This window comes from Thiocapsa sp., assembly GCF_018399035.1.
Lineage (GTDB): Bacteria > Pseudomonadota > Gammaproteobacteria > Chromatiales > Chromatiaceae > Thiocapsa.
The window spans coordinates 5,323,640-5,337,895 of record NZ_CP073760.1; the positions used below are offsets into that span (position 1 = coordinate 5,323,640).

The 14,256-nt window shown below is 65.9% G+C and carries 13 protein-coding genes and 1 other RNA gene; 10 read left to right on the plus strand and 4 right to left on the minus strand.

The window, feature by feature from the left end:
* Positions 1 to 192: 192 nt before the first annotated feature.
* Both KFB96_RS24205 and KFB96_RS24210 read right to left on the minus strand, forming a co-directional pair.
* Complete coding sequence (locus KFB96_RS24205; RefSeq protein ID WP_213456070.1) at positions 193 to 1,008, minus strand: fumarylacetoacetate hydrolase family protein; 816 nt, start codon at positions 1,006 to 1,008, stop codon at positions 193 to 195.
* A gap of 36 nt (positions 1,009 to 1,044) precedes the next feature.
* Positions 1,045 to 2,319 (minus strand): hypothetical protein, encoded by a 1,275-nt coding sequence (locus KFB96_RS24210; protein WP_213456068.1) that lies wholly within the window; start codon positions 2,317 to 2,319, stop codon positions 1,045 to 1,047.
* Between the two features lie 500 nt (positions 2,320 to 2,819).
* On the opposite strand from KFB96_RS24210, the gene KFB96_RS24215 reads away from it, so the two are divergent.
* From KFB96_RS24215 to minE, 9 genes are all read left to right on the plus strand, one after another.
* Positions 2,820 to 3,635, plus strand: a complete 816-nt coding sequence (locus KFB96_RS24215; RefSeq protein ID WP_213456067.1) for a Uma2 family endonuclease — start codon at positions 2,820 to 2,822, stop codon at positions 3,633 to 3,635.
* 209 nt (positions 3,636 to 3,844) lie between these two features.
* Positions 3,845 to 3,941, plus strand: an RNA gene (gene ffs, locus KFB96_RS24220) — signal recognition particle sRNA small type.
* Between the two features lie 105 nt (positions 3,942 to 4,046).
* Entirely contained in the window at positions 4,047 to 5,771 is a 1,725-nt protein-coding gene (dnaX, locus tag KFB96_RS24225; protein WP_213456065.1) for a DNA polymerase III subunit gamma/tau, read from the plus strand.
* 207 nt (positions 5,772 to 5,978) lie between these two features.
* Positions 5,979 to 6,302 (plus strand): YbaB/EbfC family nucleoid-associated protein, encoded by a 324-nt coding sequence (locus KFB96_RS24230; protein WP_366931464.1) that lies wholly within the window; start codon positions 5,979 to 5,981, stop codon positions 6,300 to 6,302.
* Positions 6,303 to 6,317: 15 nt separating this feature from the next.
* Positions 6,318 to 6,914 carry a recombination mediator RecR gene (recR, locus tag KFB96_RS24235; protein ID WP_213456061.1) on the plus strand — a complete coding sequence of 199 codons (597 nt, stop codon included), beginning with the start codon at positions 6,318 to 6,320 and terminating at the stop codon, positions 6,912 to 6,914.
* A gap of 34 nt (positions 6,915 to 6,948) precedes the next feature.
* Positions 6,949 to 7,293 (plus strand): histidine triad nucleotide-binding protein, encoded by a 345-nt coding sequence (locus KFB96_RS24240; protein ID WP_213456059.1) that lies wholly within the window; start codon positions 6,949 to 6,951, stop codon positions 7,291 to 7,293.
* Between the two features lie 230 nt (positions 7,294 to 7,523).
* The gene (gene minC, locus KFB96_RS24245; RefSeq protein ID WP_213456057.1) at positions 7,524 to 8,315 is read left to right on the plus strand and encodes a septum site-determining protein MinC; all 792 of its coding nucleotides are present in this window, start codon (positions 7,524 to 7,526) and stop codon (positions 8,313 to 8,315) included.
* A gap of 49 nt (positions 8,316 to 8,364) precedes the next feature.
* Positions 8,365 to 9,174: a septum site-determining protein MinD gene (gene minD, locus KFB96_RS24250; RefSeq protein WP_213456055.1), complete on the plus strand. Its 810-nt coding sequence runs from the start codon at positions 8,365 to 8,367 to the stop codon at positions 9,172 to 9,174.
* 3 nt (positions 9,175 to 9,177) lie between these two features.
* Positions 9,178 to 9,447 (plus strand): cell division topological specificity factor MinE, encoded by a 270-nt coding sequence (gene minE, locus KFB96_RS24255; RefSeq protein WP_213456053.1) that lies wholly within the window; start codon positions 9,178 to 9,180, stop codon positions 9,445 to 9,447.
* Positions 9,448 to 9,742: 295 nt separating this feature from the next.
* Here minE and KFB96_RS24260 read toward each other — a convergent pair whose 3' ends face one another.
* Both KFB96_RS24260 and KFB96_RS24265 read right to left on the minus strand, forming a co-directional pair.
* Positions 9,743 to 10,345 (minus strand): L,D-transpeptidase family protein, encoded by a 603-nt coding sequence (locus KFB96_RS24260; RefSeq protein ID WP_213456052.1) that lies wholly within the window; start codon positions 10,343 to 10,345, stop codon positions 9,743 to 9,745.
* A gap of 149 nt (positions 10,346 to 10,494) precedes the next feature.
* Positions 10,495 to 11,691 (minus strand): class I SAM-dependent rRNA methyltransferase, encoded by a 1,197-nt coding sequence (locus tag KFB96_RS24265; protein ID WP_213456051.1) that lies wholly within the window; start codon positions 11,689 to 11,691, stop codon positions 10,495 to 10,497.
* A gap of 274 nt (positions 11,692 to 11,965) precedes the next feature.
* Between KFB96_RS24265 and KFB96_RS24270 the strand changes: the two genes are divergently transcribed.
* On the plus strand, positions 11,966 to 14,041 hold the full coding sequence (locus tag KFB96_RS24270; RefSeq protein WP_213456049.1) for a thioredoxin domain-containing protein: 2,076 nt from the start codon (positions 11,966 to 11,968) through the stop codon (positions 14,039 to 14,041).
* Positions 14,042 to 14,256 lie beyond the last annotated feature (215 nt).

Genomic DNA, 14,256 nt, shown 5'->3' on the forward strand with positions numbered 1-14,256 from the left:
GTTGGCAGCTGCTCAACGACCATCCCGCCGAAACAACGATGAGGATAGAAAAAAATGATGGATAGGAGGCAAATCGGACTTGCGTCAGAACAGAGTATCTACATCGCCTACATCGCCTACATCGCCTACATCGCCTACATCGCCTACATCGCCTACATCGCCTACATCGCCTACATCGCCCCTACATCGGGATCAGGCGAGGCTTTTCGCCTGCACTACGGGGTTTTCAAGCGCCCCGATCCGCTCGATCTCGACCACGACTCGATCACCCGCGCTCAGGAACAGCGGCGGCGTGCGTGCGAAGCCGACACCGGGCGGGGTGCCCGTGATGATCACCGTGCCGGGCAGGAGTGTGGTGTCGCGGCTGAGGAAGGCGATCAGCTCGGCGATGGTGAAGATCATGTCGCTGGTGTGGCCGGTCTGGACGCGCTCGCCGTTGAGTGTGCAGGTGACGCTCAGCGCTTGTGGGTCGGGGATCTCGTCGGCGGTGATCAGGACCGGACCTAGGGGACAGAAACCGTCGAAGCTCTTGCCGCGAATCCATTGGCCGGCGCCGCCTTCCTTCTGCCAGCGCCGTGCGGAGATGTCGTTGGCGCAGGTGTAACCCAACACGTAATCGAGCGCGGACGCGACCGAGACGTCGCGCGCGGTGCGCCCGATGACCACGGCCAGCTCGGCCTCGTAGTCGACCTCCGGCCCGTGTTCGCAGGCGTTCGGCAGGATGATGGGCTCGCCCGGGTCCGTGATCGCCGTGGTGGGCTTCATGAAGACGACCGGGTTGGCCGGGATGGCGGCCTCGGTCTCCTCGGCATGGGCACGATAGTTCAGGCCGATGCCGTAGACGTTGACGGGTGTGATCGGCGCCAGCCAGCGCGCCACCGCGATCTCGTCGCTGGTCTCGGTCAGGCCCTCGTAGAGATGCCCGCCGAGTCGGACGGCGCGCCCGGCGTCGATCGGGGTGCCGTAATGGACGGTGCAGTGGGTGTCGAGAAAGCGGGCGATCTTCATGTTCGTGGTCTCGTCGATAGCGGATGGATAGGGGATTCAGCCGGCGCTGCGGGTCCGCAGCTGCTCGGTGAGTTTCCGGAATTCGCGCTGCATCTCCAGGTTCTCGAAGGGGCGCAGGGCCGGGACTTGGCGATTCATCAGGCCATCGAGCAACTGTTGGCTCGATCGCACCAGGCTCACCAGCTCGCCGGACACCCGGACGGTCTCGTAGGTGTTCCAGGCGGCGGCGATATCCTTCTCGAGCTCACGTCTGGCGAGCTTCACCTGTGCCGCCTGTTCCCCGAGATAGCGGCGGTAGATCTCGGCGGCCTGCACGGTCAACTGTTGTGCCTCCAGATTGGCCGCGAGCACCTCCTGGCGTCCCGGCGACTCGCGCTGCAGCGCTCGGGTCTCGCCGGAGAGCTCCCGGGCACGCGCGATGATGGCGTCGATCTGCGGGATATATTGCTCGCCGATTGCCTCCTCGATCTGCAGATGCATGCGGTTGAGCGCTTGGAGCAGGACGACATAGAGGCCGTAATAGCGACGCGCGCTCTGCAGATCCTCGCCGCTTTGAGCGACCAGCACCTTGAGCTGGGCGGTGACCGCCTTGACGTTGTCGAACAGGATGCCGAGGTCGATCATATTGTCGCCGACAACGGTCGAGAGCAGCAGCTCGAGTTGATCGTCGCCCAAGTCGAGACCCATTCCGCGCAGCTCGTCGGCAAACTCCCGTTTGACCGCGGCCAGCTCGCCGTTCAGGCGATCGATGTCGTCTTCCAGCGATCCAATCAGTCGATCGTAATCGGTGACGGTCTTTCTGAGGGTCGACTCCGCAGGGGCGGCGATCCGCTTCTGCCGGGCGTCGGCGATCCCGATACGGGCCTTCTCGATCTGGGCTTGGAGGATCCGGATCCGCTCGCGGTAGTTTTGGATCGGCGAGGTCGAGAGGATCTCCACCGCCGTATCGAGCAGGGCGTTGATCTCCTCGCGATTGGAGCGTTGGTCGGTCCCGAACCAGGTCTTCTCGGGCAGCTCGCCGTGGCGCTCTTCCAGCACCAACGTCGAGTCCAGCGTGGGGACGACCGAGCCCCAAACCCGGGCGAAATCCCGATCGTCGGCGAAGAGTCCTTTCGCATCGGCCACCGCCCGGTCGGCAAAGTCGCGCGAGCGCTCCCACCATCCGGTGGCGGTCTCGAGGGTTCGGTTCCAGCCATCCGGCTGGGTTTCGGGGGCTGGGGCTGCGGGGAGCTCGGTCTCGGCGGCGAGATCGCCGACGCCGCCGATGACGAGCGTCCCGAAGACGAGGAGGAGCGGAGCGATAGGACGCATGGGAATGAGGATGCCTCGGCAGGTCTGTTTGCGCGGGTCCCGAGCCGGCGGGCTCCGCCGTGCCGGATGCTCGGCCCCGACCACGGGTCGTCCGCGACAAGTCTGCCACGCCCGAGCGGTCGGGTCGATTCGGGTCATCCGCGGGTTTCCGGGGTCGGGGGCCGGCGCCGTCGACGAGGGGAGAACGAGCATAGCACGCGACGGGTGCGGGGGCGGCGCCTGGGCTTGACATCCGCCGAAAGTCAGCGTAGCAAACAACGCTATTCAATAGCCGCCGGCTGTAAGCGGTGGGTTCGGGCAACGGACTGAAAGTCCGGACACGCATCGACTGGAGAGCGGTCGGCGCATCTTTGACTTGCCGCGAGCTCGGCGCGGGCGGCGCGCCCATGAGGAGGGCATCGCGCCGATGAGTCTGTGCATGTCGGGCGGTCTCCTCATGACGGATGACACCAGGCTATCATCACAACCGAGCCACCCCTGCGACGACGGAGTCCAGCGCCATGCCCAAGATCCACCGCGAGCCCGCCATCGGCCCCTTTCGCGCCGACCAGTTGCGCGAGGGTGACCGCTATGAGCTCTCCAACGGCCATCCCCTCTACTGTGCCCCGGCGCGGCGCGAGCATGCCGCGCCCAATCTGATCGGGGCCGCCGTCATCGACAGCGATCCGGCGGTCGAGTGGGCCGGCGTGGATGCCGGCTTCACGCCCGCGCCGGGCACCCTTCGCGCCCCCGATGTTGCCGTGGCTGCCCCCGCCGGGGCGGATGAGGACGGCTGGATTCCAGGTGCGCCCCCGCTGGCCATCGAGTATGCCGGTCGCGGTCAGGACCAGGCGGATCTCAAGGTCAAGATTGCCGAGTTGCTGGCGGCCGGGACCCGTTACGTGTGGGTGGTCCGGGTGCATGGTCCGCTGCGGGTGGAGGTCTACGAGGCCGGCCAGCCGCCGCGCCTGGTCGGGGCGGGCGAGGTGTTGGAGGCGCCTGGCATCCTGCGCAATCCGATCCCGGTGGAAGCCCTGTACGACCGCGCGGCGGGGCATCGCGCTACGCTGCGCAATCTGCTGCAGCGGGAGGGCTACGACAGCCTGGAGGCAGTCCGCAGGGAAGGGCGAGAGGAAGGACGAGAGGAAGGACGAGAGGAAGGACGAGAGGAAGGACTGGCCGATGCCGTACTCGCCTTGTTGCAGGGACGGGGCGTGCCGGTGGACACGCCGCTCGGGACCCGCGTGCGTGCCTGCCGTGATCGAGAGACCCTGCGCCGCTGGCTGCTGCGGGCGGCCCGTATCGAGCGGGGCGAGCAGCTGTTCGACGCGGAGTAACCGGGCGTCCGCGCAACCAAGCCGTGCGGAGAATCAGCTCAAGGCGACCACGATTGTAGCCAGTCACGGTCGTCCGGAACGAATACGCCCTCCGGCGGCGCCGGCCGGAAGCGGCGTCGGGCGTCGGGTGTTTGTCTTCGGTCGTGCGCTTTGTTAACCTTGCGCGTCGATCCGGGCCATGGCCCGCATATCGATGTCATGGTGGCTTGCGCCGGTCCCCTCGCAACGCGAAACCGTGAACCCGGTCAGGCCCGGAAGGGAGCAGCCGCAGCGGTTGAAGTGTGTGCCGGGGTGTGGCTGGCGTCGGCCGCCGCCCCATCCGCGGTGGCCACCGGCAAGACCCGGCAACGGATGTCCGTCCCCGTTCATATCAGCCGCCCACACACGGAATTCCTCCGACTCGAACCACGCATGTCCTACCAGGTGCTCGCCCGCAAATGGCGCCCCAAGAGCTTCGATGATCTGGTCGGACAATCGCATGTCGTCCGCGCGCTCTCCAATGCGCTCGATCGCGACCAGCTCCATCATGCCTATCTCTTTACCGGCACCCGCGGTGTCGGCAAGACCACGCTTGCCCGCATCCTCGCCAAGGCGCTGAACTGCGAGGAGGGTGTGAGCGCGCGTCCCTGCGGGGTTTGCTCGTCCTGTCGGGAGATCGACGGCGGGCGTTTCGTGGACCTGATCGAGGTCGATGCCGCCTCGCGCACCAAGGTCGACCAGACCCGCGAGCTGCTCGACAATGTCCCCTATGCCCCGGCCCGTGCACGCTACAAGGTGTATCTGATCGACGAGGTACACATGTTCTCCAACCACAGCTTCAACGCCTTGTTGAAGACCCTGGAGGAGCCGCCGCCGCATGTGAAGTTCCTGCTCGCGACCACCGACCCGCAGAAGGTCCCGGTCACGGTGCTCTCGCGTTGTCTGCAATTGAATCTGCGCCGCCTCTTGCCGGAGGAGATCCGCGCCCGGCTCCAGCACGTCCTGGAGGCCGAGGGGCTTGAGTTTCAGGCCTCCGCACTGCCCTTGCTGGCCCGCGGGGCCGACGGCAGCATGCGCGACGGCTTGAGTCTGCTCGATCAAGCGATCGCCTTCGGCGGCGGGCGGGTCGAGGAGTCGGGCGTGCGCACCATGCTCGGAACCCTGCCGGGTGATTTGACGCTGGACCTGCTCGATGCGTTGGCGGCGGGCGACGGGGCGCGTGTCCTGGCCGAGGTCGAGCGCGTGGCCTCCCTCACGCCGGATTTCGAAGAGCTGTTGCGCGAGCTGATCGCGCTGCTGCACCGCTTGGCACTGCTTCAGCAGGTACCCGAGACGTTGGCCCCGGACGACCCGGATGCCGCACGCCTGAAGGCGCTGGCAGGCGGGCTCCCGGCCGAGGACCTTCAACTCTATTATCAGGTGGCTCTGACCGGGCAAGGCGACCTGCCGCTCGCCCCCGATCCGCGTGCCGGTTTCGAGATGGTCCTGCTGCGCGCCTTGGCGTTTCGGCCGGGCGCGAATCGGGACGAACCGACGCGAGCGCCGACGCGCCCCACGACACAGCGCGAGAGCGTGCCCGGCGGTGCGACGCGCCTGGCCGAGTCCGCCGGCGGTGCGGCCGGCTCGCCATTGGCCTCGCCATTATCCTCGCAGGTGTCGATGCTCAGGCCGGTTGCCGAGCCGCGCGTCGCCGAGCCTGCACCGCCGCAGCGTGCGGCGGCCGCGACCCATGCGCCGACCGAGATTGCAGGCGCCGCGCGTGCGGTCGTGCTCACCTCGCACGCCGATTGGCTCGCGCTCGTCGATCGTCTGGAGTTGGGCGGGATTGCAAGCCAGATCGCCCACCATTGCGATCTGAAAGGCTGGGCGGACGGGCGGCTCTCGCTCGGCTTGGACCCGGCCGCGGAGCATCTGCGCTCGCCGGGTGCGGAATCGCGCCTGCACGCCGCCCTGGAAAAGACCATGGGGACGGCCGTGAAGCTCGATATCCAGGTCGCCCGGCCGCAGCGCGAGACCCTGGCCCAGCGACGCGAGCGCGAGACCGGCGAGCGTCGCCAGGCGGCGGTCTCCGCGATGGAGGAGGACCCGATTGCGCGCGCGATGCAGGACGAGCTCGACGCGAGCTGGATCGCCGGGAGTATCGAGCCGGCGGATTGAAACGGGCGGGCACGGAACCGGCGCGCCGGGTGTTTCTGTTGCACCGAAGCTCCGTTCGGAGATTCGGATGGACTGGGGTCGCACTGCGACGGATTCTTCCAAAGAGATAGCCAACCGAGAAGAGAGGATGCGGGAGATGGACGGCGTTCGGCGCCGTGCGCTATCCCGCCTCGGCCATCCGGTCGGGGTTTCCCGCGAGAATGCATGATGAAAGGCGGAATCGGCAACCTGCTCAAGCAAGCGCAGAAGATGCAGGAAGACATGAAGGTGGCCCAAGAGCGGCTCGCTCAGGAGGAGGTCGTCGGCGAGTCCGGCGGCGGCATGGTCAAGGTGACCATGAACGGGCGCTATCAGGTCAGTCGGGTGGAGATCGACCCCGGTGTGATGAGCGACGACAAGGAGATGCTCGAGGACCTCATCACCGCCGCCATCAACGGCGCAAGCCAGCGTGTGGCCGAGAAGGCGAAGGAGAACATGGCCGAGCTGACGGCCGGGTTGCCCTTGCCGCCCGGGATGAAGCTGCCCTTCTAGGCGCGGCCCATTGCCGTGTCCGAGCGCCCGCTTCTCGGTCAATTGATCGATGCCTTGCGGTGCCTGCCCGGCGTCGGGCCCAAGTCGGCGCAGCGCATCGCCTTCCATCTGCTCGAGCGCGATCGCGAGGGCGGGGCGCGTCTGGCGCGGATCATGGCCGATGCCATGACCCGGATCCGGCGCTGTCGCCGCTGTCGGACCCTGACCGAGCAGGAGCTGTGCGCGCTCTGCACCAACCCGCATCGCGACGCCGGGCTCCTCTGCATCGTCGAGCAGCCGTCCGAGATCCTGGCGATCGAGCAGGCGACGGACTTTCGCGGACTCTATTTCGTGCTCGGCGGGCGGCTCTCGCCGCTCGACGGGATCGGCCCGGAGGAGCTGGGCCTGGATCTGCTCGACGCGCGTCTATCGGGCGGGGAGGTGCGCGAGGTGATCCTCGCCATCAGCCCGACCGTCGAGGGGAGTGCGACGGCGCACTTCATTGCCGAGTCCGCCGATCGGCACGGGGTGAGCGCGACCCGCATCGCCCACGGCGTCCCGCTGGGCGGAGAGCTTGAATATCTCGACGGCGGCACGCTGGCGTTGGCCTTCAACGGTCGGCGCCGACTCTGACACCACTGGTCTCATAACGGAGCGGATCGCAACGATGTCTGATACCATTTTCGGCAAGATCGCCTCCGGCGAAGTCTCGGCCGACATCGTCTATGAAGACGACGACCTGGTCGCTTTCCGAGACCTTCACCCGCAGGCGCCGACCCATATCCTGGTGATCCCGCGCAAGCCGATCCCGACCCTGAACGCGGTGCAGCCCGAGGATGCCGAGCTGATCGGCAAGCTGTTCCTGGCCGCGGCCAAGATCGCCGAGCAGGAGGGGATCGCCGCCAGCGGCTACCGGACCTTGATCAACTGCAACGCGGCGGCCGGGCAGACGGTGTATCACCTGCACCTGCATCTCCTGGGCGGACGTCCCATGCAGTGGCCGCCCGGCTGAGCGATGTTGCAGGGCACCTCGCGTCACGGCTGATGAAGCAGAGCAGAGATCATTCTCGTTGTCGTTGTCGTTGTCGTTGTCGTAATCGATGGTCGACAACGACAACGACAACGAATGGTCTCGACACATCTGCCGTGCTGCACTAGGACCCGGAACCGGACGTCGTCGATGAACGGCGGCCTTTTGATTCATTTCAGCGGAGATCGACGGGCGTTTGTCCCGAAAGCAACATGGCAGGGTATCAACGTACGTCTGTCGGGGATCGCCCCGCCGTCTTCGAGCTCAAGGCGGCCGGTTTCACCCTGCCGATCATTCGTCTGCTCGAGGCCGACATCGAGGCGGTCGCCGCCGAGCTGGGCGCCCGGGTCGAGCAGGCGCCCGAGTTTTTTCGCAATACGCCCGTCGTGATCGATCTGAGCGCCTTTCCCGAAGGCGGCGCCAAGGTCGAGTTTCCGCTCTTGGTCGGCCTACTGCGCGGCTACGGCATGATTCCATTCGGCGTGCGCGGCGGCAACAAGGCCCAGAACGAGGCCGCGGAGGCGATGGAGCTGGCGATCCTCGGCGAGCACGAGACCCGTGCGACCCGCACCGAGCGCAGCGTCGCGCCCGAGGAGTCCGCGCCGAGTGCCCCCGCCGCGGCTGTGCCGTCGGTGCAGCAGGGCGAGCCCGCGGCAACGCTGCGTGCGGGAGCCGGTGCGGCCTTCACCCTGGTCACGCGCCCGGTGCGCTCGGGGCAACGCGTCTACGCCGCCGGCGGGGATCTGTCCATCATCGCCGCAGTGAGCTCGGGCGCGGAGCTGATGGCCGACGGCAACATCCATGTCTACGGTCCTTTGCGCGGTCGTGCGCTGGCCGGCATGAAGGGCAACACGGATGCGCGCATCTTTTGCCAAGACCTTCAGGCGGAGCTGGTGTCCGTCGCGGGGCATTACCGGGTGAGCGAGAACATCCCGAACGAGCTGCGCGGTGTTCCCGTCCAGATCTATCTGGACCAGAAGATTCTGAGAATCGAAAAACTTTGACCCGACGCAGGGTTGGGCGACGGACCATCCCATTTTGGAGGCGGCTACTTTGGCGAGAATTATTGTGATCACCTCGGGCAAGGGCGGGGTCGGCAAAACGACCACGTCCGCCGCGTTGGCTATGGGACTGGCACAACGCGGTCATCGCACGGTTGTCATCGATTTCGATGTGGGCCTGCGCAATCTTGATCTCATCATGGGTTGCGAGCGCCGTGTCGTCTACGATTTCGTCAATGTCATCAATCAGGAGGCCAACCTCAACCAGGCCCTGATCCGCGACAAGCGTTGCGACAACCTCTATGTGCTGCCGGCCTCTCAAACCCGCGACAAGGATGCACTGACCAAGGAGGGTGTGGGCCGTGTGCTCGAGGAGCTTGCCCACGGATACGACTTCATCGTCTGCGACTCGCCGGCCGGGATCGAGCACGGCGCGACCATGGCCATGTATTACGCCGACGATGCCATCGTGGTGACCAATCCCGAGGTCTCCTCGGTGCGGGACTCCGATCGCATGCTGGGTATCCTGTCGAGCAAGTCGCGCCGGGCCGAGGCCAACGAGGAGCCGATCCGCGAGTTTCTTCTGCTCACCCGCTACGATCCGGCGCGCGTCGAGAAGGGCGAGATGTTGAGTGTGGACGACGTGCAGGAGATCCTGTCGCTGACCCTGGTCGGCGTTATTCCGGAGTCGAAATCCGTCCTGACCGCATCCAACTCCGGCGTACCCGTGGTCCTCGATCGTGAGAGTGATGCCGGCAAGGCGTATGCCGATACGGTTGCTCGCTATTTGGGCGACGAGGTGCCGCACCGTTTTCTCCAAGTGGAGAAGAAGGGCTTCCTGAAGCGCTTTTTCAGAGGCTGACCTATGGGCTTACTCGACTACTTCCGCTCCTCGCGACCGAAGGGCTCTGCAAGTGTAGCCAAGGAGCGGCTGCAGATCCTGGTGGCCCACGATCGCACGCAACGTGGCCGTCCATCCTATCTCCCCAAGCTGCAGCAGGAGATCCTCGAGGTCATCCGCAAGTATGTGGAGGTCGACATGAACGCCGTCTCGGTGAAATACGAGCAGGAGGACAGTCACGAGGTCCTCGAGCTCAATATTATCCTACCGGATACGGCGGAGGGGCGGATCTGAGGGCGGGGCGCGGGTAGGATGGGTAGAGCGACAGCGAAACCCATCCTCAACGCTCCAACATGCCGGTCTCGGTAGCCCCGGAGCGACAGCGAAACCCATCCTCCAAACCGCCGGATTTCCGGGTTTCGGCCCGATGCCTTTGACGCGGGGTGGATGGGTTTCGCTGCGCTCTACCCATCCTACGTGTGACGTTTTTTTGAATCGTTCCCGAGCTAAACCGCGCCAGCTCCAACAATCGTCGAGTCTGCCGGGGCCGATCCCATCCAAAAACAGCGCATACCGCGCCGGGCGCGGTTTAAGGCAGAATCTTGATCGGCGTGCCGTCGCGCACCATCGCCCAGATCTCGTCCATCTCGTGGTTCTGCACGGCGATGCAGCCCTGGGTCCAGTCTCGGTCCGCGTATTGCTGGCGCAGTGCCTCGGACCGGATGTAATTGGGCAGTCCGTGAATCATGATCATCCCGCCCGGATTCGAATAGCCGAGCGAGCGACTCACGAGCTTGTCGCGCTCGCTCGGGTAGGAGATGTGGATCGATTTATGGAAGCTGCTGTTCGGGTTGCGCCAGTTGAGCAGATAGTCGCCGATCGGGGTGCGCTGGTCTCCCTCGCGAAACTTGTGACCGTCCGGTGAGCCTCCAAGTGCGACCCGGTACTCGCGGATCACCCGCCCGTTGTTGTGCAGCTCCAGCTTGCGCTGCGATTTCTTCACGACCACCTTGTCCGCGTGGCTCGGCTCGACCGTCGCCATCTTCGGTGCGCTGCCGCAGCCGGCGAGTCCCAAGGCGCCTGCAACGGCGAGCGCCGTCAGCAGGTAGCGGACCCGCTGAGCGCCCTGCTCGGGTCGGCGGGTCGTGTGCTCGGGGATGGCGGTCGTGGGGTCGTTCGCGTCGGTGTGCATGGGTCTGATCCGGTGTCTGGAGGGGTGCCACGGCGTCGGCCGTGCTCATCGGCAACACGCGAAAGTGTAGGTAACCTCATGACAAAACGCCATCTTGTTTCGCGATGATTCGATCCGGAAATCCCGAGCCGAGCCCCGGGGATCGCCGATCAGAATTCCGGAAGGACGCGGAAAAAGAGCGTTTTGAGATAAGCGGTCTCCGGGATCGCCGGATGCACCGGATGATCCGGCCCCTGCTGACCGGTCTCCAACAACTGCAGGGTCCGACCGGCGCGGCGCGCTGCTTGCTGGACGGTCCGAACGAAGACGTCGCGACCCATGTGGAAGGAGCACGAGGAGGTCACCAACAGACCGCCCGGCTCCAAGAGCTCCATCCCGAGTCGATTGAGCCGCAGATACGCCTGGAGCCCGTCCTTCTCGTCCTTGCGCCGCTTGATGAAGGCCGGCGGATCGAGCAGTACGGTGTCGAAACGGGCGTCCTCCTCGCGCAGGGCGCGCAGCACCTCGAAGGCATCGCCGTGCCGGCCCTGGACGCGCTCCGACAGCCGATTGCGCGCCGCATTGTCGGCGACCCGTTCGAGCGCCGGCAGCGAGCTGTCGACACAGACCACCTGCTCGGCGCCCAATGCCGCCGCACGCAGACCCCAGGCACCGCTATAGCTGCAGACATCCAGCACGCGCCGCCCGACGCCGTAGCGTGCCAGACGGGTGCGGTTCTCGGCTTGGTCGAAGAACCAGCCGGTCTTCTGGCCGGTCAGGGGCGAGACGAGAAACTCCAGGTCGTTCTCGATCAGGGGCAGGGTGTCCTCGGGCGAACCCAGGATCACCTCGACGCCCTGCGTCAGACCCTCCATCTCGCGCACCGAGGTGTCGTTGCGCAGCACGATCGCCTTGGGGCGCAGCACCTGCTCGAGCGCGGCGAGGATCTCGCCCTGCACCCGTTCCATGCCGGCGGTGGTGATCTGCACGGCGAGCAGATCGCCGTAGCGGTCGACGACCAGGCCCGGCATCCCGTCGCTCTCGCCGAAGATCAGACGATAGAAGGGACGCGTGTAGAGCCGCTCGCGCAGCGCCAGCGCATCGTGGATGCGCTTCAGCCAAAGGGTCGGGCTCAGCGGCTGGGTGGGATCGCGGCTGACCACGCGGGCGCAGATCAAGGAGTGCGGATTGGCATAGCCGTGGCCGATCCAGCGATCGTGATCGCTGCGGATCGCCACCGGCTGACCCGGCTGCAGATCCTTCAGCGGCGTGGCCTTGGTATCGACCTCGTTGCTGTAGATCCAGCAGTGTCCGGCGATGAGGCGGCGTTCCTGGTCTTTGCTCAGGATGAGGGGTTGGGTCTTCATGATCGCGTGTCCTGTGGTGTCTGGGCGCTTGTTGTCTCGCGCGGTCACAGACTATCAGAACCGGGCAAGGTCGGGCGGGGCATGGAAAGGGGAGTCGGGGGGACCCACGTTCTTAGTGAGGAATTTGGTTATCGGTTATCGGTTATCGGTTATCAGGTACGGTGACTTCCGGGAAAGTATCGACCAAAAACGAACAGCGATTCACCGATAACCAATAACCAATAACCAACAGCGATCCCCCATCAGTCGCGCCCCCAAACCCATAGGATCAGCCATGTCGAACGCCCATCCGTCTCCGACCGGCCACGCCAACCGTCTGGCCGCGACCACCAGTCCTTACCTCCAACAGCACGCACACAACCCCGTGGACTGGTGGCCCTGGTGCGAGGAGGCGCTTGCCCTGGCGCGCGAGACGGATCGTCCGATCCTGCTCTCGATCGGCTACTCGGCATGTCACTGGTGTCATGTGATGGCCCATGAGTCCTTCGAGAACCCCGGCACCGCGGAGCTGATGAACCGCCTCTTCGTCAACATCAAGGTGGACCGGGAGGAGCGACCGGACCTCGACAAGATCTATCAGACCGCGCATCAGCTCCTTGCGCGACGCGCCGGCGGTTGGCCACTCACGGTATTCCTGATGCCGACCGATCGAAGACCCTTCTTCGCCGGGACCTATTTCCCGCGCGAGCCGCGTCATGGTCTGCCCGCGTTCAAGCAGCTGATGCAAGACGTCGAGCGGGCCTACCGCGAGCAGAAGACGGCCATCGAGTCGCAAAACGAGAGCCTGATGGCGGCGCTTGCCGAGCTTGAGCCGCGTGCCTCGGACGCGCTGCCCGAGCGCTCGGCGATCGATGCGGCCCTGCAGCAGCTCGACGAGAGCTTCGATCCGGAGCACGGCGGATTCGGCGATGCGCCCAAGTTCCCGCACCCGACCAACCTCGAGCTCCTGTTCCGGCACGCGTCGGACACCTCGCAGACCGGCGCCCCCGATCGGCCGGCACTCGAGAAGGCGCTTTGGACGCTCGAGCGGATGATTCGCGGCGGCCTAAGCGATCAGCTCGGCGGCGGCTTCTATCGCTACTCGGTCGATGCGCGATGGATGATCCCGCACTTCGAGAAGATGCTCTACGACAACGGACCGCTCATTGCGCTCTGCTGCGATGCCTTCGCCGTGACCGAGGACGCCTTGTTCCGGGATGCGGCCATCACGACCGCGGACTGGGTGCTGCGCGAGATGCAATCCCCGGAGGGCGGCTACTGGTCCAGCCTGGACGCCGACAGCGAGGGCGAGGAAGGCAGTTTCTATGTCTGGGATCGCGAGGAGATCCAGGCCCTGCTCGCACCCGCCGAGTATGCGCCCTTTGCCGCTGTCTACGGTCTGGATCGTCCGGCCAACTTCGAGGGCCGCCGGCATCTGCACGGGTATCGCACGCCCGAGGCCGTCGCCGGTGACCTCGGGCTGGAGCCGGCGCGGGTGCAGGCACTGCTCGCCGCCGCCCGCGCGACCCTCTATGTCGCACGCGAGCACCGCGTTCGCCCGGGCCGGGACGAGAAGGTCCTAACGGCTTGGAACGCGCTCATGATCAAAGGCATGGCGCGTGCCGCGCGCACCTTCGATCGGCCCGACTATCTGGAGTCCGCCGAGCAGGCGCTCGCCTTCATCCGCGGCACACTCTGGCGCGAGGGTCGGCTGCTCGCGACCTACAAGGACGGCACCGCCCACCTCAACGCCTATCTCGACGACTATGCCAACCTGCTCGATGCCCTGCTGGAGCTCTTGCAGACGCGCTGGTCGCGGGCGGATCTGGACTTCGCCCTCGCGCTGGCCGAGGTGCTCCTGGATCAGTTCGAGGATCCGATCGACGGCGGTTTCTGGTTCACCGGCCGCGATCACGAGACCCTGATCCACCGCACCAAACCGCTCGGCGACGAGGCCCTCCCGTCCGGCAACGGGATCGCCGCCATGGCACTCCAGCGCCTCGGCCATCTCGTCGGCGAGCCGCGCTATCTCGCCGCGGCCGAACGGACCCTGAAGCTGGCGGCCGAGTCGATCGGCCGCATGCCCTATGCCCACGCCACACTCCTGTTCGCGCTCGACGAGTGGCTCGACCCGCCCGAGACTTTGGTCATCCGCGCCGGCGACGAGCGGCTGGACGCTTGGTGCCGAGAAGCCCAACGCGGCTACCGACCGCGCCGCTTCGTGCTGGGCATCCCCGCCGACGCGAGCCATCTCCCCGGCACACTCGCCGCCATGGCCCCCGGCGTGCGCCCGCGCATCTATCGCTGCCGAGGCCCCCGTTGCGGGCCGCCGACCGAATCACTCGGCGACGTCTTGAATCCAACCCCGTAGGTTGTGCTGACGATAGGAAGCACAACTTCCGCCGTTGGTTGGTTGTGCCTCGCGCGGCTCGGCACAACCTACGGCGCTAATCGTTGTCGTTGTCGTAATCGATTACGACAACGACAACGATTACTACAACGCCGGCGAGCCTCAGCGAGCGCCGAATCTCATGCATCGATCGCGCTCGGCACGAGCACCGCATCCCGGCGAACCTCGAAGGAGTT